Source organism: Microbispora sp. H10885 (assembly GCF_014161415.1).
In the GTDB taxonomy this organism is placed as follows: Bacteria; Actinomycetota; Actinomycetes; order Streptosporangiales; family Streptosporangiaceae; genus Microbispora; species Microbispora triticiradicis.
Genome location: NZ_JABBWY010000005.1, coordinates 288,578 through 308,394, shown reverse-complemented (window position 1 = coordinate 308,394; position 19,817 = coordinate 288,578). Strand labels below are relative to the sequence as shown.

The following is a 19,817-nucleotide window of genomic DNA, read 5'->3' as shown; positions in this document are numbered from 1 at the left end:
ACGCCTCGCCGATACAGCGCGGCCAACATTAGAGGAGCAGGTGGACGGGCCACCCGAGTCGGAAACGGGCTGGGATGAATGGATTAATCCATAAGAATAAGAATTGTTCTCCCCGGACTGGTAATCCCGGTTTTCATGAAATTTCCTCGTATCGAGCGTCTCGGTGGGCAGGGCGCGGGGAACCTCGTACGGCGGCCAGAATGGGAGGCGTGGAACGGATCCTGGTCAGCGCCTGCCTGCTCGGCCGCCGGGTGCGGTACGACGGCGGGGCCAAGACGAGCGACGACGACCTGCTCGCCCGGTGGCGGGCGGAGGGGCGGCTCGTACCGTTCTGCCCCGAGGTCGAGGGCGGGCTGCCCGTGCCCCGCCCGCCGGCCGAGATCGAGGGCGGTGCGGGCGGTGCGGCGGTGCTCACGGGAGAGGCCCGGATCCTGACGCCGGACGGCGCCGACGTGACCGAGGCGTTCCTGTCCGGGGCGCGGCAGGCCCTCGCCGCCGCCCGGTCCTCCGGCGTACGGATCGCGATCCTCAAGGAGGGCAGCCCGTCGTGCGGGTCGCTGCGGATCTACGACGGCACCCACCGCGGCAGGACCACCCCGGGGCAGGGGGTGACCACCGCGCTGCTGGAGCTGAACGGCGTCCGCGTCTTCGGCGAGGACCGCGTCCCCGACGCCGCCCGCTACCTGGAGACCCTCACGTAGCTCAGGGGGACAGCGGATCCGCGGTGACGATGACGGCCTTCTCGTCGGGCTTGTGCACCAGGACGTTGTCCACGTAGGACCGCACCGCGGCGTCCAGGCCGACGTCCTTGCCGGCCGCCTCCGACATGTACCAGCGGTGGTCGAGCACCTCGTGGAAGAGCTGGGCCGGTTCCAGCTTGCGCCGCATGGCGGCCGGGATCGCGCTCACCACCGCCTGGAACACCTCGGCCAGCCAGCGGTGCGCCACGATCGCCTCGTCCTCGTGCCGCAGCCCGTTCGACACCCGGAACGCGTCGAGGTCGTTGAGCAGCCGCCTGGCCTGGTTCTCCTCCACGTCGAGGCCGGTCAGGCGGAGCAGCCGGCGCTGGTGGTGCCCGGCGTCCACGACCTTCGGCCGTACGATCAGCCGGGACGTGCCGGCCTTGCGGCGCACCATCATCTCGGCCACGTCGAAACCGAGCGAGTTGAGCCGGCGCACCCGCTGGTCGACCCGGTGCCAGTCGACCTCCTCGATGATCTCGTCCTCGGTCAGCTCGTCCCACAGCCGGTGATAACGCTCGACCAGCTGGTCGGCGAAGACCAGCGGGTCGATGGTCGGGTGGAGCAGCCCGCCGGCCTCCAGGTCGAGCATCTCCCCGTAGATGTTCACGTGCGCCACGTCGATGTCGTGGGCGCGCTGGCCCTCGCTGATCGCGGGGTGGAGGTCGCCGGTCTCGGCGTCCACGAGATAGGCGGCGAACGCGCCGGCGTCCCGGCGGAACAACGTGTTCGACAGCGAGCAGTCGCCCCAGTAGAAGCCGCTCAGGTGGAGCCGTACGAGCAGCACGGCGAGCGCGTCGAGCAGGCGGGTCAGCGTGTCGGGCCGCACCGAGCCCGACAGCACGGCGCGGTACGGCAGGGAGAACTGCAGGTGCCGGGTGATCAGGGCGGAGTCGAGCTCCGAGCCGTCGGCGGCGCTGCGCCCGGTCACCACGGCCACCGGCTCGACCGACGGCGCGTCGTGCCGGGCCAGATCCCACAGCAGGCGGTACTCCCGCTTGGCGTACCGGGTGCTGATCTCCTTGATCGCGTAGACCCGGCCGGACAGCCGGGCGAAGCGCACGACGTGCCGGGAGATGCCGCGCGGCAGCGTCACCAGGTGGTGGACGGGCCATTCTTCGAGGGGGAGGTCCCAGGGCAGGCGGATCAGGTCGGGGTCGCTGGGGGCTCCGGTGATCTGCAGGGGCACCGATTGCTCCTTATCTGGGGGCTTCCACACAAGTGTCGCGGATAGAGTCGGGCGCTATGACGCTGGTGGACGAGTTCATCGATTGGTACCTGGCCGAGAACCCGGTCATGGCCGCTCTGCTGGGGGCCGACGGGTACGACCGCACGCTGGGCGACTTCAGCGAGGCCGCCTTCACGGGACGGGAGCGGGCGGCCGAGGAATGGCTGCGCAAGCTGTCTGAGGCGACCCCCGAGGACCCGGGGGACGAGATCGACCGCGACCTGGTCGCCGCCCATCTGCGCGGCGCCGTGGCGCTGGCCCGCTGGCCGGAGTGGCGGCGCGATCCGGCCGCCTACCTCGGTCTGGTCTTCGCCTCGATGTTCACGCCGTTCCAGCAGCGCCTCAAGCCGGAGGCCGAGCTGGTCGACGCCGCCGTCGCGCGCCTCGCCGAGGTGCCGGCCGTGCTCGCCGCCTGCCGGGCGAACCTGGTCCCCGAGATCGCCGCCGACCTGCTGGTGCGGCGCGGCCTCGACCAGGCGCGTACGGGACGCCGGTTCCTGACCGAGACGCTGCCCGCCCAGGTCGGCGATCCGGAGCTGCGGGCGCGGCTCGCCCGGGCCGCCGAGCCCGCCGCCGACGCCTTCGACGGGCTGGTCCGCTTCCTGGAGGACTTCCGGCCGGGGGGCAGCTGGCGGATGGGCGAGGAGCTCTACTCCGCCCTGCTGCGCGAGCGGGAGATGCTCGGGTACGGCGCCCCCGAGCTGCACGAGAAGGGCAGGCAGGCCTGGGCCGAGCTCGACGGGCGGATGACCGAGGTCGCGTCCCGCCTCGGACCGGGCACGTGGCGGGAGGCGATGGAGTCGCTCATGGACGACCACCCGCCGACCCTGGAGGCCATGCGCGCCGAGTACGAGGCCGAGACGTTGCGGGCCCGCGACTTCGTCCGCGAGCGGGGACTGGTGACCTTCCCGGAGGGGGAGGAGTGCCGCGTCGAGCCGTCTCCGGAGTTCCAGCGGCCCATCATCGCCGTGGCGAGCTACCTCGCCCCGCCGCCGCTGTCGGCCTCGCGGGACGGGATCTTCTTCGTGCCGTACACGCCGGACGGCTTCACCGAGGAGCAGGTGCGGCAGCGGCTGCGGACCAACTCACGGGCCCAGATGCCCTCGATCAGCGTCCACGAGGCCTACCCCGGGCACCACTGGCACCTCGGGTGGATGGCCGGCAATCCGCGCCGCGCCCGCAAGATCTTCCGTACGCCGTACTTCGTGGAGGGCTGGGCGCTCTACGTCGAGAAGCTGATGCACGAGCAGGGCTACTTCGACACCCCGCAGACCGAGCTCGCCCACCTCGACTGCCGCATCTGGCGGGCCGCCCGCATCGTCGTGGACACCGCGCTGCACTGCGACGACATGACGCCGGAGCAGGCGGAGGAGTTCCTCACCACGAAGGCGTCCCTGTCGCCGGGGACCGCCGCGGGAGAGGTCAGCCGCTACTGCGCCTGGCCCACCCAGGCTCCCTCGTACCTCACCGGCGCACTGGAGATCGAGCGCATCAGGGCCGACTACGCGGGCGACCTGCGGACCTTCCACGACACGATCGCCGGGTCCGGCGGCCTGCCGCTCGGCCTCGCCAGGAAGGCCGTGCTGGGCTGAGCTTCGCATCCCGGGTTCCGGGCGCGTGGGTCAGCCGGCGAGCGCACGTTCGATCACGGCGGTGAGCTGGTCCTCGGTGAGCACCGCGGGCCGGCCCACCCCCAGGGCGCGGACGTAGACCTCACACAGCCATTCGAGCAGGCGGGTCGCCTCGAACGCCTGCTCCAGGCCGTTCCCGATCGTCACCGCGCCGTGGCTGGCCATCAGGGCGCCCTGCCTGCCCTCGATCGCGGCGAGGACTCCCCGCGCCAGTTCCGGCGTGCCGTACGTCGCGTACGGGGCGACCCGGACCGTGCCGCCGAGCAGCAGCGCGTTGTAGTGGACCGGCGGCAGCTCGGTCATGGTGGACGCGACGACGGTCGCGAAGACCGAGTGGGTGTGGACCACGGCCCGCGCGGAGGTCGCCTCGTACAGGGCGAGATGCGTCGGCGTCTCCGAGGAGGGCTTGGTCCCGCCGTCGACCACCCGGCCGGTGAGGTCGAGGACCGGGCAGTCCTCGGGCCGGAGCCGGTCGAGTGCCACTCCGGACGGAGTGACGACGACCAGGTCGCCATCCCGGGCGCTCAGGTTGCCCGAGGTCCCGATCACCAGACCGAGTTCCGCCGCCCTGCGGCCGTACTCGCACAGCTCACGCCGCAGCTCGTCCACTCGCTCGTTCACCTGCTCGTCCACCCCGTCATCCACCCGGCGAATCTACACAATCGGCGGGTTTTCGTGATGTCCTGAACCCATGTACGAGGCTTCCGAGTGGCGTCGCGAGGGTGACACGATCCGCAGGACCGTCGTCGCCCGCGACTTCCGTACGGCCATCGCGATCGTCAACGACATCGCCGAGCAGGCCGAGGCGCTGAACCACCATCCCGACATCGACATCCGGTGGCGCACCCTGCATCTGGCGCTGACCACCCACGACGCGGGCGGCCTCACCGACCTCGACTACAAACTCGCCGCCCGCATCGACGCCATAGTCGCCGACCACGAGGCAGGATCCGCACAACCCTGAAGCACGGGCTCCCGATCTTCGAAGCCCGCGCTGCCCGCGCGCTGCCCGCACTGCCCGCACTGCCCGCGCTGCCGCCGGCCCTGCGCTTCGCGGGTGCGGCGTCACGCCGCTGCGCCCGAGCACGGTTAGCGGAGTCGTCCCGCCCCTTGCTGCGGCTTTTTTGGGCGCTTTCGTCCGGCTGGACCCCCTTATGCGGTGGCTTTGATCGGCACGTGACTGTGCGATTTGTGTCGGGAGCTGACGACGTCGTGCAGTATGTCGCGCAGTGATATATGCCGATTTATTTGATTCGCTGTCGCAGCGTCATCCCCGCGCGCCTGTGACTCCAGCAAAATCGCTGCTCAGGGTGTTCGTGGCGCGCTGGTGTGGAAGAATTCATACAGGATTTCGAATCGGCAGGGGAGGTGTGATGGATCTGTTCGACATGAATCCTGAGCGCCTCCATCGTTCGAACGATACTGGTGATGGCGACTGGTGGGATCAGCTCATCGCCGGCTCGCCCCTTTGGTCGTCCGAGGGCGCACTTGCCCGTGAATACGTGCCGATCGTCGATCCCGATGTACGAAACGACGCGAGCCGGCACGGTATCCCGGCGAATTTCCCCTTCATTCGAGCATTTAAGACTCGTGCGGGTACCGCTGCCGTTGACGACTCCAGCGCTGACGACTCCAGCGCTGATGAAATCGTGAATGGCCCCGCCCCTGATGGCACTCCTGACCATGCCGACATCCTCGGCCCTGGAGTCGGTTCCGCCGCCCCTGCCCCTCGCGCAGGAGATGCCGACAGCGGCGCCCCTGGCCCTGGCCCTGCCGGTGCCTGTGCCGGTGCTGATGCCCTGGGCGCCGATGCCGCGCGCGTCGATGCCGCGCGCGTCGATGCCGCGCGCGTCGATGCCGCGCGCGTCGATGCCGCGCGCGTCGATGCCGCGCGCACGGATGCAGGGCGCACCGATGGCGGTGCCGCCGACGGTGCTTTTCCTGACGGTGATCCTCCCGGTTGTGCTTCTCCCGACGCGGCTTGTCCGGATGGCGCCGGGGGTGCCTACAGCGGCGCTTCCGGCGGCGTTTCCGCTGGTGCTTCTGGTGGTGAGTCCGGTGGCGCGTCTGGCGGTGCCAGGGGCGCCGACCAGAACGATGCGGGCCCGGACCGGGATGCTTCTGGTGCTGGTGGGTCGTCGTCGTGGGTGGCGGTGGCGGCGGTTGGTGAGGCGGCGCGGGCAGTGGCGCTGGTGCCGGTGCCTGAGTCGGCGGAGGTATGTCTGGCCGAGGCCGAGGAGTTGCTGGCGGCCCGTGACCGCATCACCAGCGCGCTGGCCGCCCGGGTGGGCCGGGTCCACCGGGCTGGGGAGGCGAAGAGCCATGGGCATGCCTCGACCAGGTTGTGGTTGCGCTCTGTCGGGGGCATGACGATCCCGGGTGCGGGCCGGTTGGTGACGATGGGCGTGGAGTTGGGTCGCCTGTCGCGGGTGCGTGAGCGGTTCGCCGAGGGCAGCTTGGCCGAGGGGATCGTGGAGGCGATCTGCACGGCTACCGCGGGGTTGACCGACGATCAGGTCACGACGGCTGAGGCGATTTTGCTGGAGTTGGCAGGTTCGGCGGGGGCGGCGGAGGTGGCCAAGGCGGGGCGGTATCTGCGGGCGGTGCTGGACCCCGACGGCCACGAAAGCGATGAGCAGGCCGACTTCGACCGCCGGTTCTTTAGGGTGCGGCGGCGCCGGAACGGCGGGCTGGAGGGAGAGTTCTACCTCCCGGTCGAGGCCGCCGCGCGGTTGCAGCACCTGCTCGATGTCTACGCCAGGCCCAAGGCCGAGGGCGACGACCGCACCCCGAGCGTGCGGAACGCCGATGCGGTCATCGCGTTCCTGGACAACAAGATCGCGACCGAGCTCCTGGTGCTGGTCAACGCCGAATCCCTCCCCGACGACCCCCCAGCCGACAACCCCGGAGCCGACAACCCCGGAGCCGACAACCCCGGAGCCGACAACCCCGGAGCCGACAACCCCGCAGGCACCGACCCCTCAGGCGATCCCACAGCTGACCCCACAGGCACCGATCCCTCAAGCGACCCCTCGGGCGACCACCCCACGAGCGGCCCCTCGCGCACCGACCCCTCAGGTGATCCCACAGCCGACCACCCCACCAGCGACTCCTCGCGCACCGACCCGAGCGACGGCCCTGGCCCAGACCTCGGTTCATGCGGCCCTGGCTCCGTCCCCGGCGCTGACGCCTGCGTCAGCGAGGACTTCGGCACGCCTTGCGCCGCGACAACCGATGCCGACAGCGAGCCCTCTGCTCCCGAGCGCCCGGCCACAGGCGGCCCGGCCGTCGTCTGGCCGCACTTCGACGCGGCCGACGGCGACGAGCGTGCCGACCTCGGCGAGGTTGGTGAGGTCGGCGAGGTGGGCGAGGTCGCCGACACCCGGCAGGGTCACGCCGACGAGGCAGAGACGCACAGACACCGAGCCTGGAATTCGCAGCGCACTCGTGCGCAGCAGACGCATGCCCCTGATCCCCCGACTGAGCCCGCGACCAAGAGTGACGTCGCCACTGGCGCTCCAACGGAGGACGGTCCAAGCGGGGACTGCCCTGGGGATCGCCGTGCTCACGGCAGCCCCGGTGGGGACCGCTCTGCCGACGACTGCCCGGCGGAGGGCTACTGGCATGCCTTCACGCCAGGTGGGGCGCCGCATGGGATGTCCCGGGCAGGAGCCGATGCTCCGCCGGGTGTGGAAAGCGACGATGACGCGTGGCCGGGGGTGTGGGTGAACAGTCCGCCGCCGGGGGTGTGGTTGCGGGGGTTGCCGGGGTTGATCCTGGCGACCGGGCATCTGCTGCCCGCCTCCACCGTGCACCGGCTGGCCCGTACCAGCACTTTGGTGCGGATCGTGATGGACGCCGGTGGGCAGGTGCTGGACATGGGCCGCAAGGTGCGGTTGGCGACCCCGGCGCAGCGGCGGGCGGTCTTCGCCCGGTATGCGACCTGCTGGGTGGACGGCTGCCCGCTGCCGGCCACGATGTGCCAGATCGACCACGCCGAGGACTGGTGCAGCGGCGGGCTGACCGACCTCAAACTGCTGGGACCGGCGTGCCAGTTCCACAACCGCGACCGCTACCGCCACCCCACCCGCTACACCCGCCGCAAGATCGGAGACGACCGCTGGGCCTTCACCTACCGCAACCCCCGAGACTCCCGAAACCCCCGAAGTGCCCGGCGGCGCCAATGACTGTGAACCTCTCGACGCCGCTGGCCGGTCAGCCGAACAGGTCAGCCGAACAGGTCGGCCGGGGGTACGGGGGCGAGGATGGAGTCGCCGTCGTGGATGGGGGCGGCCCCGGCGACCAGCCGGGTAAGGTCTCCGTCCGCGACGCATCGGGCCTGGGTGAGGCCGCCCGCGGCCCTGCGGGTCAGCGCCTCGACGGGCAACTGCCCGGGGGCCGCCGTCAGGATGACGTTGCCGAACCTGCGGCCGCGCAGGATGCCGGGCTCGGCGAGCAGTGCGGTGTGGGGGAACACGCGGGCGGCCGTGGAGACGACCCGTTTGACGAAGGGCAGGCCCTTGCCGTCCGCGATGTTGATCAGGGCGGTACCGGAGGGACGCAGGACACGGGCCATCTCCGCCATGTACTCCGCGGTCGCGAGCTCGACCGGCATGGTCGCGCCCGTGAACGCGTCGAGCACGAACAGGTCGGCCGAGGCGTCGGGCAGAGCGGCGGTCGCCGTGCGGCCGTCCGCCACCCGGACCTTCAGCCGGGGCACGGACTTGAGCCTCAGCTGGTCGCGTACGAGCTGGACCAGTCCGGCGTCCGGCTCGACGACGATGTGCCGGGACCCGGGCCTGCGGGCGGAGACGTAGCGCGGGATCGTGCAGGCCCCGCCGCCGACATGCACGGCGTCGAGCGGGCCCTCCGGCAGGCAGTCGATCACGGCGGCGATGAGCTGTACGTAGGAGAAGTCCAGATAGGTGGGATCGGTCAGGTCCACGTACGACTGGGGCACGCCGTCCCTGATCAGCATCCACCCGTCGGGCCGGTCGAGGTCGCGCAGGAGCTCCACCTCGCCGAAGGTCACTTGATAGCGGCCTGGCAACGGTTCTTTGCTCCTTGCCACCTTTGGCTCCTTTCGCGTGATATGAGAACCGTATGCGGAACAGGGCCCTGCTCGCCCTCGTCACGGTCGCCGCGGCCATTTTCGTCTTCGGCGTGGTCGGCCTCGTGGTCTCGGGCAGGCAGGAGCCGGTGATGGTCGCCACGCCGGTCGCGTCCCCCACCCTTCCGCGAACGCTCCAACTGCGTCCGGACGGCTCGCCGGACGAGACGGCCGCCGCCTACTTCGACGCCTGGGCCAAGGGCGACTACGAGGCGATGCGCGACCTCGTCGACGAGCCGCCGGCCGACTTCGCCGACCAGCACCGCCAGTTCGAGGACGCCGCGCTGTCGAACTCGATGCGGATCACGCCCGGGACCGTGAAACGCGACGGGGACGAGACGGCCGAGGTGCCCTTCACGCAGGAGCGGGACGAGCCGGACAAGGGGCCCTGGCGTTTCGACTCGGTCCTGCGCCTGGCCGTACGGGACGCCACCTGGAAGGTCCTGTGGACGCCGGCCGTCCTGTTTCCCGAGATCGAAGCCGGTGGCCGCCTGGTCAGGACCACGCCGACGGCCGGGCCGCTGCGGCCGGTGACCCGGGAGGGAGAGGAGTTCCCCCAGGACTCGGACGCCGACGCGTACCTCGACGGGCTGGCGGGTCAGGTGGCGGCGCCCACGAACGGTGTCGAGGTGGGGTGGGAGCTGCGGGTCGAGAACCCCGCGTCGCCGTCGAAGGTCGTCCTCGCCTACACGCCCAAGCAGCAACCGGCCGGCGTGCGGACGACCATTGAGTGGTCGGTTCAGGCGGCGGCGGCCCGGGCGCTCGACGGCGTGCCGCAGCGGGCCGCCATCGTCGCCGTACGGCCGACGACCGGGGAGATCCTCGCGGTCGCCGACCGTCTGGGCGGACGGGGCGCCTTCGAGCGCAAGTACGCCCCCGGTTCGACGTTCAAGACGGTCACGGCCGCCGCCCTGCTCGGTGGAGGGCTGGCCCCCGACACCACGGTGGAGTGCCCGGCGGTGTACCAGATCCCCTTCCACCGGGCGATCCCCAACTACCACGACGAGGACCACGGGGCGGTCACGCTGCGCCACGCCTTCGCCCTGTCGTGCAACACCACCTTCGCTCGGTTGACGGTCGAGCGGCTGAACGCCGACAGGCTGGTCGAGCAGGCGAGGGCGTTCGGCTTCGGCGTGCAGGGGGAGAGCGGCGGCGGGGAGGGCAGTGGGCAGGGTGGTGGCTACACGTGCGGCAGCCTGAAACGGCCGGAGAACCCCGACGCGCTCGCCGAGGACTCCTTCGGGCAGGGCACGGTCGAGGCGACCCCCCTGTGCATGGCGCTGGTCGCGGCGGCGGTGAAGAGCGGCGAGTGGCGGCCGGCCCGCCCGCTGGCGGATGACGCGTCCCAGGGCGAGCTGCCGCAGAGCGTCCCCCTACCGGCGAACGTGGCGGAGGGGCTGCGCGACCTGATGAGCGCGGTCACCGTCGACGGGACCGCCGCCGAGGCCCACCTGCCGGAGGGGGTGGCCGGCAAGACCGGCACGGCGGAGGACTGGCAGGGCGGCCAGGACCACGCCTGGTTCATCGGCTACCAGGGTGACCTCGCCTTCGCCGTGTTCGTCGAGCACGGCGGCACCGGGCGGAGCGCCGCCGTGCCCATCGCCGCCCGCTTCCTGCAGGCCCTCTAGACCCTTCAGACACCGACCCTTCAGACACCGGGCCAGGCGAACCGGTGGGTGTGGATCCCGAAGTAGGTGAACGCCTCGGCCCTGGTGACGCCGGGCACCCGTTTGACGTGGTCGTTGAGCACCGCGAGGAGCTCGGCGGGCTCCCGGCACACCACCTCGGCGAACAGGTCGAACGAGCCCGCCGTGAGCACCACGTAGATCACGCCGGACAGTTCGCTGATCCGGTCGGCGACCTCGTGCACGTCGCTGTCGACGCGTACGCCGATCAGCGCCATGACCGGCAGGCCCAGCGCCATCGGGTCGGTGACCCCGACGATCTGCACGACGCCCTCGTCGCGCAGCCGCTGCACCCGCTGCCGTACGGCGGGGGCGGACAGGCCGGTCGCCTCGGCGAGCGCGGTGTAGGAGGCCCGGCCGTCCCGCTGCAGCTCGCGCAGCAGGACCCGGTCGATCTCGTCCGGGATCATGCGACCAGCTCGGCGACCGCCGCCGCGAACACCTCGTGGTGCCGGTCCACGTTGGCCTCGGTCGTGGCCGGGGACATCAGCGCCATGTTGTGGAACGGCGTGAGCAGCACCCCCCGGTTGGCCAGGTAGACGTGCAGGTAGTCGTCCAGGTCGGGGTCGCCGGCCGCGTTCGACTCGCCGCCGTTGCGCGGAGCAGGGCTGGTGAAGCGATACTCGGCGCGTGCGCCCAGCCGGCTGACCGACCACGGCAGGCCGTGGTCGCCGATGATCTCCTCGACCCCCTTGGCGAAGCGGGTCGCCAGCTCGGTCATGACGGTGAACGCGTCGTCGGTGAGCACGTGCTCCAGCGTGGCCCGCATGGCGGCGACCGACAGGGGGTTGCCCGCCAGCGTGCCGCCGACCCCGCCCATGTCGACCAGGTCGAGCCCGTCCATCGCCTCGATCCGCGCGGCGACCTCGGCCGACAGGCCGTACCCGCCGCTCGGGATGCCGCCGCCGACGGCCTTGCCGATCGTCACGATGTCGGGACGCAGGTCCCAGGCCTTCGTGCAGCCGCCGGGCCCGGCCGAGAAGGTGTGGGTCTCGTCGTTGATCAGCAGGCTGCCGTGCCGCCGGGTCAGCTCGCGCACGCCCTCCAGGTAGCCCGGCTCGGGCAGCACGATCCCGATGTTGGTCAGGGCGGGCTCCATCAGGACCGCCGCGACGTCGCCGTACGCGAGTTCGCGCTCAAGCGCGGGCAGGTCGTTGAACTCCACGACGCGGGAGGTCACAGTGGGGTCGACCGGTGCGCCGACGTTGCCCTCGCGGGACACCTGCCGGCCGTCCGGGCCGACCACGATCAGCACCTCGTCCACGCTGCCGTGGTAGCAGTAGCTGTTGACCAGGATCTTCGGCCTTCCGGTGATCGCCCGGGCCAGCCGGATCGCCCACCGGTTGGCGTCGGTGGCGGTCAGCGAGAAGCTCCAGTACGGCAGGCCGAACCGGCGGCCGAGCTCGGCGCCGACCCAGGCCGCGTCCTCGGTCGGCATCATCACGGTGGCGCCGCCCAGGCGGCCGAACCGGTCGGCGACCGCCTCCACGGTCGCCCGCGGTGAGTGCCCGGCCATCGCGCCCGTGTCGCCGAGGCAGAGATCGACGTACTCGTGGCCGTCGAGGTCGGTGACGCGGGCGCCGTGGGCCTCGGCCAGGTACAGCGGGAAGCCCGCGGCCGTCTTGTTCATCCACGTCATCGGCACGCCGCCGAAGAGGTGCCCTCTCGCCTGCTCGTACGCGGCGGCCGAGCGCGGGTTCCGCTCCCGGAAGAGGCCACGCTCGCGGTCGAGCAGCCGGGCCAGGTGAGTGCGGTCGATCATGTTCCCTGCCTCAGAAAAGCTTGCTGAACCCAGTGTCGGCCACGGATTCTGAAGTAAACGTACACAACCACGTTCGTTTCGTCATCACCGGGGTGGTCGCGTCCGTAGTCGGGAAAACTTCTCGTCTGAAAAATATTTGTCCTGGACGGTAGTAAGGCGGAAACCATTCACATAGTTGACCGGCTGTGAGGGAATCATCTCGTCTCCCGGCCTGACGCGGAGGCGACATGGACCCCAGCGCTGTGCACGACGCCCTTGCACGGCACCTGCTCGTCGACGGCTTCCGGCTGGTGCTCGACCTGGACCGGAGCGCGGGCTCCTGGCTGGTCGACGCCCGTGACGGGCGCAGGTATCTGGACTTCTACACGTTCTTCGCCTCGTCGCCGCTCGGGGTCAACCCCTTCGCCGGCGACCCCGGGTTCGTCGGGCTGCTCGGCCGGGTGGCGGCCAACAAGCCCGCCAACTCCGATATCTACACCGTGCACCTCGCCGAGTTCGTCGAGACGTTCCGGCGGGTGCTCGGCGATCCGGAACTGCCGCACCTGTTCTTCGTCGAGGGTGGGTCGGCGGCCGTGGAGAACGCGCTCAAGTGCGCCTTCGACTGGAAGAGCCGCTGGAATGAAGCCCACGGCCGTCATCCGGGTCTCGGCACCCGGGTCCTCCACCTGACCCGGGCCTTCCACGGCCGCGGCGGCTACGCGCTCTCGCTCACCAACACCGACGCCGTCAAGACCGACCGGTTCCCCCGGTTCTACTGGCCGCGCGTCGACGTCCCGGCGATCCACCTCGGGGACGTCGAACGCGCCGAGAAGCGGGCGCTGGCGCAGGCGAGGGAGGCGTTCGAGCGGTTCCGCCACGACATCGCCTGCTTCATCGCCGAGCCGATCCAGGGCGAAGGGGGCGACAACCACATGCGCCCCGAGTTCCTGCGGGCCATGCAGGGCCTGTGCCACGAGTACGAGGCGCTGTTCGTGCTGGACGAGGTACAGACCGGGGTGGGTCTCACCGGCACGCCCTGGGCGTACCAGCAGCTCGGGCTGGCCCCCGACATCGTGGCCTTCGCGAAGAAGGTGCAGGTCGGCGGCATCATGGCGGGCCGCAGGGTGGACCTGGTGCCGGACAACGTGTTCCGGGTGAGCGGCCGGATCAACTCCACCTGGGGCGGCGGGCTGACCGACATGGTGCGGTCCCGCCGGATGCTGGAGATCATCGAGCGGGACGGGCTGATCCCGAGAGCGGCCATCCTGGGCGAGAAGCTGCTGGGCGCCCTGCGGGGCCTGGAGTCCGACGGCCTGGTCGCCAACGCGCGGGGTCGCGGGCTCATGTGCGCCTTCGACGTCCCCGACCCCGGCGGGCTGGTCACCCGGCTGCGGGAGGAGCGGGCGATCCTGGTCCTGCGCTGCGGCGAGCGGTCGGTGCGGCTACGCCCTGCCCTGTCCGTCCAGCCCGACGAGCTTGAGCACGGCCTCGCCGGTCTCCGCGCCTGCCTCGCCGGCGTCTGAGCACCTCTCCCGTCCTTCCCCGGACGGCTCCGCCTCGCCGCGCCAGCGGCAGATGGCCCTGACCCGCGACTCCACGCCCAGCTTCGCGTAGATGCGGTTCACGTGGTTCTTCACGGTCTTCTCGCTCAGGAACAGCCGCTGGGCGATCTCGCCATTGGAGTGACCTGTCGCGATCAGCTCCATGACCTCGCTCTCTCGCTTACTCAACCCAAGGGCGGTGTGGTCGTCGCCTCTCATCCGGCCTCCGTCGAAGACGTCAGAGATCGCCGGGGCCCCCGCGCGGCGGTTGTCAGGCAGCATAACCCTCAATGTCCACCGATGGGGGCTAAGAGGGCTGACTTGCCCGGGTCAATGCCCTCCGTGGACCGTGACGGTTTCGAGGTGCGGATCGGCGGCGATCTCGGCCGGCGTGAAGCGCTCGGTCACCCACCCGCCGCGCGAGAACAGCGCCGTCTGGTCGGTGTGGTGCGGCGACGCGGGGTTGGCGGACAGGGAGTAGGTGAGGACGGTCCGCGTGCGGGGGCCGTCCTTGGTGAGCTCGACGGCCATCATGAAGCTGGAGCCGGTGTTCACCTCCGGATAGCGTCCGTCCGTGCCCAGCGGTCCGCCCGTGCGCACCCGGTCGAAGCAGCCCTCTCCTTCCGTGCAGCCGGGAATCGGGATCGAGGAGTAGCTCTGCGCCTGCCCGGGGGTGAGCGTCAGGGGAATCCGGTTGGACCGGAAGCGGAGCACGGCGCCGGCGAGGGCCTGCCGTACGGTCGGGTCGTCGCTCTTGAGCCCGCTCGGGGTGGTCAGCGGGCGCGCGGGGTCGAACGGCACCCGCCACGGGCTGAAGACCGGCTCTCCCGGCTTGGTGGGGCGGCCCAGCCGGCTGAAGAACTCGCGCCACAGGACGGCGCCCTCGCCGTCCAGGGTGGCGCGCCCGTTCCACTTCTCCAACGTCCGGCAGGCCTCGCGCACGTCCAGGAGTTCGGGGTGGGTGCGGCACAGCTTCAGCAGGTCGTCGCGCATGAGCTCGAAGGTGAGGTTGCGCTTGCCGCGCACCGTGGCCTGCAGCGTCTCCAGCGTGAAGCCGGGCGTGCCGAGCCCGTCGGCGCCGGACAGCCGCTGGGCGATCATGTCGAGGCTTACCCGCGGGCGCGGCTCCAGGTCGGTGCCCGTCTGGCCGTACGCCTCGGGATAGCCGGTGAGCGGCTTCGCCGGGTTCGTCATCCAGTAGGTGTTGTTGGAGTTGGCCACGTAGTCGGCGCGGACCAGCCTCGGCTGGTTGCCCGGCCCGAAGACGCCCGGCACGACGGCGTCGCCGTCCCTGCCCCACAGGCACGCGGAGGTCGAGCCGTCCAGGACGTACTCATCGAGGCCCGGAACGGGCGAGGGCCTGGCGCAGCGCTCCGCCTCGGCGTCGGTGACGTGGGGGACGAGAGAGGTGTCGGCGAAGTAGGCGGTCCCGCTCGCGTCGGTGGCGAGGGTGTGGACGAACGGCATCCCCTGGTAGGTCCGCTGGGCCGTGCGCAGCTCGTCGAGGCTGCCCGCCCTGGCCATCGCCAGCCACTCGTCGGCCGCCCGCAGGTTGGCGGCGTTCGCGTCGGCCAGCGCGTACGCGGCCTCGTCGGTCCGGCCGATGGCGAGCACCGGGCCGTAGCGGGAGGTGAGGAGCGTGTGGCCGGAGACGGTGCCGTCCGGCAGGGTGACCTCCACCTCCTGCTCGCCCATCGGCTCGGCCCGGCCGTCCACGGTGTAGCTGTGGCCGTCCGCGAGCTTCAGCCGGTAGACGGTGAAGTGCTGGGCGTGGGAGACGGTGTGGGTCCAGGCGACCTTGGCGTTGTGGCCGATCTGGACGACCGGGGTGCCGTACAGGCTGCCGCCGGAGACGTCGAGCACGCCGGGGATGGTGAGCTGGACCTGGTAGAAGCGGCGGATCCCCTGCCAGGGGAAGTGCGGGTCGGCCAGCACCATGCCGCCGCCCCCGCGCGTGGCCCGACGGCCGAGCGCCCAGGCGTTGCTGCCGGCCGCCGGTTTGGGTTGCGGTCCCTCGGGTTCGGGTTCGGCTATCCCGGTGACGGCCTCCTTGAACGAGGAGCTCGACGTCATGCGGGCGAGGTCGAGCAGGTTGTTCCACATGTCGGTGGCGGTGATCGGACCGACCCACGCCTTGCCCCGGCAGGTGGGGTCGGGCAGGTTCGCCACGCCGGTGTCCGCGAGGTAGCGGTTGTATCCGGCGACGTAGCCGTCGACCAGGCGGCGCAGCTCGCCGCTCGGGCCGACCGGCGCGGGCCGGGCCAGCAGCCGCCGTACGACGCCGGATTCGGCGACGCTCTTGTAGTAGACGTCGCCGGCGAGGTTGGAGACCGGCCGGACCGGATCGTCGGACTCGGCCTCCGGGCCGAAGTAGCGGGAGCGTTCGCCGCGTAGCGTCACCACCCAGGAGGCCAGCGTGCACAGGTTGTCCTGGGCGAAGGCGTAGCCGTACCCGAATCCGAGGCCGCCGTAGTCCTTGGCGGTGATGTGCGGGATGCCGTACTCGGTGCGCCGGATCGTGGCCGAGTAGCCTCCGCCGGCCGCCTCCGCGGGGGGTACGGCCGCGACGGCGGGGGCGAGTAACGCCAGCGTGATCGCCGCAGTAGGCATGAGCCTCATGGGAGCTCCTATTCGAAACGCGCGTTGTCGGGCGTGGTCATGCGCCGCAGCAGCGGCAGCGTCGTGAGGATCACCAGGAGGGAGGCGGCCAGGCCGCCGCCGAGGGAGGCGAAGTAGACGGGCCCAGGCATCGCGATCGACGCGCTCCTCATCGCGAGGGCGTCGATGAGCGGCTCGGCCACGCCGAAGCCGGAGCCGGCGGCGAGCGCGGCGGCCAGCACGAGCGGCAGCACCGACTCCAGCAGCACCACCGCGGCCAGGGTGCGCGTGGGCGTGCCCGCCAGCCGCAGCAGGGTGAACGGCCGCCTGCGCTCCACCAGCCCGCCGCCGGCCGCCACCACGAGGCCGCAGGCGCCGGCGACCAGGGTGAGCCCGACCATGGCCAGCGCGACGTTCTCCGCCTGGACGTAGAGGTCCGCCCTGACCTCGGCGATCTCGGCGAAGGTCATCGGCGCTTCGACGGTGTAGCCGGACAGCAGGGTGCGCAGCCGCTCCAGTGTCGCGGGATCGCGTGTGGTGATCATGATGGCCGCCAGGTCGAGCCCGTCGGTGGAGGCGTGCGGACTGGCCGGGCCCGCCAGCGGAAGGAGTCTGTCGACGGTGAGAGGGTTGTCGGCGCCGACGATGCGGGCGAAGTTGCCCGCCACGGCCCGGGCGCCCCTGCCGTCGATGTTCACAGGGCAGCGGCCGAGTACGGGGAAGCGGGCCAAGTCGGTGCACTCGACGACGTACGGCATGGGCGGCGGGCCGTCGGGCCGCGGGCCGGCATCGACCGGCAGCGCATTGACCGGCAGCGCATTGATCGGCAGCGCGTAGATCGGCAGCACGTCCACGCCCGGGCGGGCGTGCAGCCGGTCGAGGAGCTCCGTCCCCGCCCGCGGTGAGAGGCCGGAGACGCCCGGCCGGTCGAACCTGGCGCCCAGAACGTCGTTGAGCGTGCCCCCGGCCACCTTCTGCTGGCCGGCGACCACCGTCGGCACGAGGGCCGCGATCGTCGTTCCGATGAACACCGCCAGCACCAGCCCGCTCACCGACCTGAAGGCGGTCTTCGGATCGGCGGCCAGGCGCCGCGCGGCCAGCAGCGTCGCCCCGCCCCGGGTCAGCCGGGCGGCCAGGCGCGCGGCGACCATGGTCAGCCAGGGCCCGGCCAGCATCAGCCCGGCCATGACCAGCGCGAGCGCGACGACGGCCGGCAGATCGTCGGGCTCGCCGTTCCGGTACACCGGGCCCGCGAACATCCCCAGCCCTGCCAGCAGCGGGATCACCCGCCACGCTCGCGGCGGGGACGCGGCGGTCTTCCGCGCCACGCCGAGCGGCGAGATCCGCACCCGGCGCAGCGACCACAGGGCGGCGCAGGCCGCCACGACCGGCACGCCGCAGAGCACGGCGGCGTACTGCCAGGCGTGCGGGGCGACCAGCCCGGGGAAGAACCGGGCACCGGTGATCCGCACCCCGGCCACGGCCGGCCGGACGAGCTGGAAGATCGCGAGGCCGGTCAGCGCGCCCACCAGCGCGCCCAGCGCGGCGTCCACCGTCGCGAGCACGTTGATCTGCCGCGTGGTCGCTCCGACCAGGCGGATCGCGGCGAAGCGGGTCTCGCGGCGAGCCGCGGCCAGCCGGGTGGCGGTGCCCACGAGCACCAGCAGCGGGACGATCAGCCCGACGGCGGCCATGCCGAAGCCGAACCGGTAGACGTCCGCGCTGTCGTCGAACGCGGGCTCGGTGGAGACCGTGTCGACCTGCCTGGCGCCGGGCATGGCGACGACCTGATCCGGCGTCTGTCCTACCACCACGACCAGCTCGTCGGGCCCGGACAGCGCCGCGTCGCCGATCAGTCCGGCGCGCGTGCCGGGGAAGCGGGCGGCCAGCTCCTCACGGGGTGCCGAGTCCAGCAGCCCGGCCATCGCGGGCGAGGCGTAGTACTGCCCCGGGCCCGGCATGCGGGACAGGCCGGGGACGACCGGCGCCCGCGTGCCGAGCGCGGCGGCGTCGAGCCTCTTGATCGTCCGGCCCCCGTAGAAGTCCTCGTGGTAGTTCCACAGCGCGCCGTCGGCCGTCGCGTCGAGGGCCCAGCTGCTGGGCGCCGAGCCGGTCGTGCACTCCCAGCAGGGACGGCCGCCGGTGGCCTGGAAGGCGTTGAACAGCGACAGCGTGGCCAGCAGCACCGCGACGCCGGCCGCCACCCCGACGGCGATCAGCGCCAGCCTGGCCGCCGCCTCCCTGCCGCTGCTCAGCGACAGCCGCAGGCCCAGCCGGATCACCGGACGGCCCCGATCGTGTACGGGTCGGAGACACGGCCGTCGCGCACCACGACCTCCCGGTCGGCGCAGGCGGCCACCCGGGCGTCATGGGTGACCACGATCACGGTGGCGCCCTCCTCGCGGGCCAGGCCCACCAGCAGGTCCATCACGTGCTCGCCGGTGAGCGTGTCCAGCGCGCCGGTGGGCTCGTCGGCGAACACGACCCGCGGCCGCGTCACCAGCGCTCTGGCGATCGCCACGCGCTGCGCCTGCCCGCCGGACAGCTCCCCGGTGCGCCGGCCGCCCAGGTCGGCCAGTTCCAGCCGCTCCAGCCATTCGGCCGCCCGCCGCTGGGCGTGCTTTCTCCTGGCGCGGCCCAGCAGCAGCGGCAGCATCACGTTGTCGGCCGCGGTCAGCTCCGGCACGAGCTGGCCGAACTGGAAGACGAAGCCGAAGGCGGTGCGCCGCAGCTCGCTGCGGCTGCCGTCGTCCAGGGTGTCCAAACGGCGTCCGTCGAACCACACCTCGCCGCTGTCGGGCGTGAAGATGCCGGCCAGGCAGTGCAGCAGCGTCGACTTGCCGGACCCGCTGGGACCCATGATCGCCACGACCTCGCCCGCGGCAACCGACAGGTTCGCCTCCCGCAGCGCGGGCGTGCTTCCGTAGGAGCGGCTGACCCCCCGAGCTTCGATGATCACGATGCGCGCACCACCTCGGCCAGGGCCCCCAGCCGGGCCTGGGTGACGTCGATCCACCGCAGGTCCGCCTCCAGGTGGAACATGGCGTGGTCGGCCAGCAGGGCGTCGGTCAGAGGGCCGCCGCGCTTGATCTCCGCCAGCTCCCGCATGCGCCGCATGTGCGTGGCGCGCTGCGCGTCCAGATAACCGGCCGCGTCCCGGCCCAGCATCAGCGCCAGCACGACCTTGGTGAACAGCACGGTCTGCAGGTACGGCTCGGCCGCGACCGGTTCGGCCAGCCACGTGGCGACCTCCTGCCTGCCCAGCGGGGTGATGGCGTAGCGCTTGCGGTCCGGCCCGTCGCCCGGTTCGCTCTGACCGGTGACCTTGCCGTCCCTGGCCAGGCGGCCCAGCGTCGAGTACACCTGCCCGAAGGGCAGCGGCCTGCCCCGGCCGAAGATGGTGTCGTAGTCGCGTTTCAGGTCGTATCCGTGGCTCGGCTCCCGTTCCAGCAGGCCGAGCAACGCGAGGGGAACGGTCATGTGCGCGACTATACATCGAGTGTATACGCGGAGGTGATAATTGCTCATGGAAAAACGAACGGC

General features: G+C 71.6%; 18 protein-coding genes and 1 pseudogene. 7 read left to right on the top strand and 12 right to left on the bottom strand.

Annotation, left to right across the window (positions count from 1 at the left end):
* Positions 1-209: 209 nt before the first annotated feature.
* Entirely contained in the window at positions 210-701 is a 492-nt protein-coding gene (locus HHX37_RS15505) for a DUF523 domain-containing protein (protein WP_182881462.1), read from the top strand.
* 1 nt (position 702) lies between these two features.
* Here HHX37_RS15505 and HHX37_RS15500 read toward each other — a convergent pair whose 3' ends face one another.
* A complete protein-coding gene (locus tag HHX37_RS15500) occupies positions 703-1,929 on the bottom strand; it encodes a DUF4032 domain-containing protein (RefSeq protein WP_182873882.1) in 1,227 nt (408 codons plus the stop codon).
* Between the two features lie 56 nt (positions 1,930-1,985).
* Between HHX37_RS15500 and HHX37_RS15495 the strand changes: the two genes are divergently transcribed.
* The gene (locus tag HHX37_RS15495) at positions 1,986-3,560 is read left to right on the top strand and encodes a DUF885 domain-containing protein (protein WP_182885841.1); all 1,575 of its coding nucleotides are present in this window, start codon (positions 1,986-1,988) and stop codon (positions 3,558-3,560) included.
* Positions 3,561-3,590: 30 nt separating this feature from the next.
* On the opposite strand, the gene HHX37_RS15490 is transcribed toward HHX37_RS15495, so the two are convergent.
* Complete coding sequence (locus HHX37_RS15490) at positions 3,591-4,244, bottom strand: class II aldolase/adducin family protein (protein ID WP_310740387.1); 654 nt, start codon at positions 4,242-4,244, stop codon at positions 3,591-3,593.
* A gap of 46 nt (positions 4,245-4,290) precedes the next feature.
* Here HHX37_RS15490 and HHX37_RS15485 point away from each other — a divergent pair, with 46 nt between their 5' ends.
* A complete protein-coding gene (locus HHX37_RS15485) occupies positions 4,291-4,563 on the top strand; it encodes a 4a-hydroxytetrahydrobiopterin dehydratase (protein WP_111698014.1) in 273 nt (90 codons plus the stop codon).
* Positions 4,564-4,843: 280 nt separating this feature from the next.
* On the opposite strand, the gene HHX37_RS36715 is transcribed toward HHX37_RS15485, so the two are convergent.
* Entirely contained in the window at positions 4,844-5,923 is a 1,080-nt protein-coding gene (locus HHX37_RS36715; protein ID WP_259406529.1) for a hypothetical protein, read from the bottom strand.
* Here HHX37_RS36715 and HHX37_RS38225 point away from each other — a divergent pair.
* Positions 5,885-6,385 (top strand): annotated as a pseudogene (locus HHX37_RS38225) (DUF222 domain-containing protein); the annotation flags it as partial. The gene HHX37_RS36715 and the pseudogene HHX37_RS38225 overlap by 39 nt on opposite strands.
* Positions 6,386-6,461: 76 nt before the next feature.
* Here the strand turns inward: HHX37_RS38225 and HHX37_RS38220 are convergent.
* The gene (locus HHX37_RS38220) at positions 6,462-6,758 is read right to left on the bottom strand and encodes a pentapeptide repeat-containing protein (RefSeq protein WP_396775862.1); all 297 of its coding nucleotides are present in this window, start codon (positions 6,756-6,758) and stop codon (positions 6,462-6,464) included.
* 497 nt (positions 6,759-7,255) lie between these two features.
* On the opposite strand from HHX37_RS38220, the gene HHX37_RS38215 reads away from it, so the two are divergent.
* On the top strand, positions 7,256-7,786 hold the full coding sequence (locus HHX37_RS38215; protein WP_396775860.1) for a DUF222 domain-containing protein: 531 nt from the start codon (positions 7,256-7,258) through the stop codon (positions 7,784-7,786).
* 41 nt (positions 7,787-7,827) lie between these two features.
* On the opposite strand, the gene HHX37_RS15475 is transcribed toward HHX37_RS38215, so the two are convergent.
* Positions 7,828-8,670, bottom strand: coding sequence for a fused MFS/spermidine synthase (locus HHX37_RS15475; protein WP_310740386.1), 843 nt, complete (start codon positions 8,668-8,670; stop codon positions 7,828-7,830).
* A 32-nt stretch (positions 8,671-8,702) separates the two neighbouring features.
* Between HHX37_RS15475 and HHX37_RS15470 the strand changes: the two genes are divergently transcribed.
* On the top strand, positions 8,703-10,337 hold the full coding sequence (locus HHX37_RS15470) for a penicillin-binding transpeptidase domain-containing protein (RefSeq protein ID WP_182885839.1): 1,635 nt from the start codon (positions 8,703-8,705) through the stop codon (positions 10,335-10,337).
* Positions 10,338-10,357: 20 nt separating this feature from the next.
* On the opposite strand, the gene HHX37_RS15465 is transcribed toward HHX37_RS15470, so the two are convergent.
* Positions 10,358-10,804: an Lrp/AsnC family transcriptional regulator gene (locus HHX37_RS15465; RefSeq protein WP_111698011.1), complete on the bottom strand. Its 447-nt coding sequence runs from the start codon at positions 10,802-10,804 to the stop codon at positions 10,358-10,360.
* Positions 10,801-12,156, bottom strand: coding sequence for a transaminase (locus HHX37_RS15460; protein WP_182885838.1), 1,356 nt, complete (start codon positions 12,154-12,156; stop codon positions 10,801-10,803). The genes HHX37_RS15465 and HHX37_RS15460 overlap by 4 nt, the downstream gene beginning before the upstream one ends.
* Positions 12,157-12,383: 227 nt before the next feature.
* Between HHX37_RS15460 and lat the strand changes: the two genes are divergently transcribed.
* On the top strand, positions 12,384-13,658 hold the full coding sequence (gene lat / locus HHX37_RS15455; protein WP_111698009.1) for an L-lysine 6-transaminase: 1,275 nt from the start codon (positions 12,384-12,386) through the stop codon (positions 13,656-13,658).
* Here the strand turns inward: lat and HHX37_RS37725 are convergent.
* The 5 genes from HHX37_RS37725 to HHX37_RS15430 all read right to left on the bottom strand — a co-directional run bounded on the left by HHX37_RS37725 (position 13,578) and on the right by HHX37_RS15430 (position 19,754).
* Positions 13,578-13,895 carry a helix-turn-helix domain-containing protein gene (locus tag HHX37_RS37725; protein ID WP_111698025.1) on the bottom strand — a complete coding sequence of 106 codons (318 nt, stop codon included), beginning with the start codon at positions 13,893-13,895 and terminating at the stop codon, positions 13,578-13,580. The two genes, lat and HHX37_RS37725, sit on opposite strands and share 81 nt — an antisense overlap.
* Before the next feature lie 111 nt (positions 13,896-14,006).
* Complete coding sequence (locus HHX37_RS15445; RefSeq protein ID WP_259406469.1) at positions 14,007-16,286, bottom strand: penicillin acylase family protein; 2,280 nt, start codon at positions 16,284-16,286, stop codon at positions 14,007-14,009.
* A 17-nt stretch (positions 16,287-16,303) separates the two neighbouring features.
* Positions 16,304-18,556 (bottom strand): FtsX-like permease family protein, encoded by a 2,253-nt coding sequence (locus HHX37_RS15440; RefSeq protein WP_182885836.1) that lies wholly within the window; start codon positions 18,554-18,556, stop codon positions 16,304-16,306.
* Complete coding sequence (locus tag HHX37_RS15435) at positions 18,553-19,233, bottom strand: ABC transporter ATP-binding protein (RefSeq protein WP_310740385.1); 681 nt, start codon at positions 19,231-19,233, stop codon at positions 18,553-18,555. Before HHX37_RS15435 ends, HHX37_RS15440 begins: the two co-directional genes overlap by 4 nt.
* Positions 19,230-19,754: a PadR family transcriptional regulator gene (locus HHX37_RS15430; RefSeq protein WP_165900476.1), complete on the bottom strand. Its 525-nt coding sequence runs from the start codon at positions 19,752-19,754 to the stop codon at positions 19,230-19,232. The genes HHX37_RS15435 and HHX37_RS15430 overlap by 4 nt, the downstream gene beginning before the upstream one ends.
* Between the last annotated feature and the right edge of the window lie 63 nt (positions 19,755-19,817).

Bases quoted from the DNA above. Each gene is read 5' to 3' on its own strand.
- HHX37_RS15495 (WP_182885841.1), top strand. From the start codon at position 1,986: ATGACGCTGGTGGACGAGTTCATCGATTGGTACCTGGCCGAGAACCCG.
- HHX37_RS15485 (WP_111698014.1), top strand. From the start codon at position 4,291: ATGTACGAGGCTTCCGAGTGGCGTCGCGAGGGTGACACGATCCGCAGG.
- HHX37_RS36715 (WP_259406529.1), bottom strand. From the start codon at position 5,923: ATGGCTCTTCGCCTCCCCAGCCCGGTGGACCCGGCCCACCCGGGCGGC.
- HHX37_RS38220 (WP_396775862.1), bottom strand. From the start codon at position 6,758: ATGAACCGAGGTCTGGGCCAGGGCCGTCGCTCGGGTCGGTGCGCGAGG.
- HHX37_RS38215 (WP_396775860.1), top strand. From the start codon at position 7,256: ATGTCCCGGGCAGGAGCCGATGCTCCGCCGGGTGTGGAAAGCGACGAT.
- HHX37_RS15470 (WP_182885839.1), top strand. From the start codon at position 8,703: ATGCGGAACAGGGCCCTGCTCGCCCTCGTCACGGTCGCCGCGGCCATT.
- HHX37_RS15465 (WP_111698011.1), bottom strand. From the start codon at position 10,804: ATGATCCCGGACGAGATCGACCGGGTCCTGCTGCGCGAGCTGCAGCGG.
- HHX37_RS15460 (WP_182885838.1), bottom strand. From the start codon at position 12,156: ATGATCGACCGCACTCACCTGGCCCGGCTGCTCGACCGCGAGCGTGGC.
- lat (WP_111698009.1), top strand. From the start codon at position 12,384: ATGGACCCCAGCGCTGTGCACGACGCCCTTGCACGGCACCTGCTCGTC.
- HHX37_RS37725 (WP_111698025.1), bottom strand. From the start codon at position 13,895: ATGAGAGGCGACGACCACACCGCCCTTGGGTTGAGTAAGCGAGAGAGC.
- HHX37_RS15445 (WP_259406469.1), bottom strand. From the start codon at position 16,286: ATGCCTACTGCGGCGATCACGCTGGCGTTACTCGCCCCCGCCGTCGCG.
- HHX37_RS15430 (WP_165900476.1), bottom strand. From the start codon at position 19,754: ATGACCGTTCCCCTCGCGTTGCTCGGCCTGCTGGAACGGGAGCCGAGC.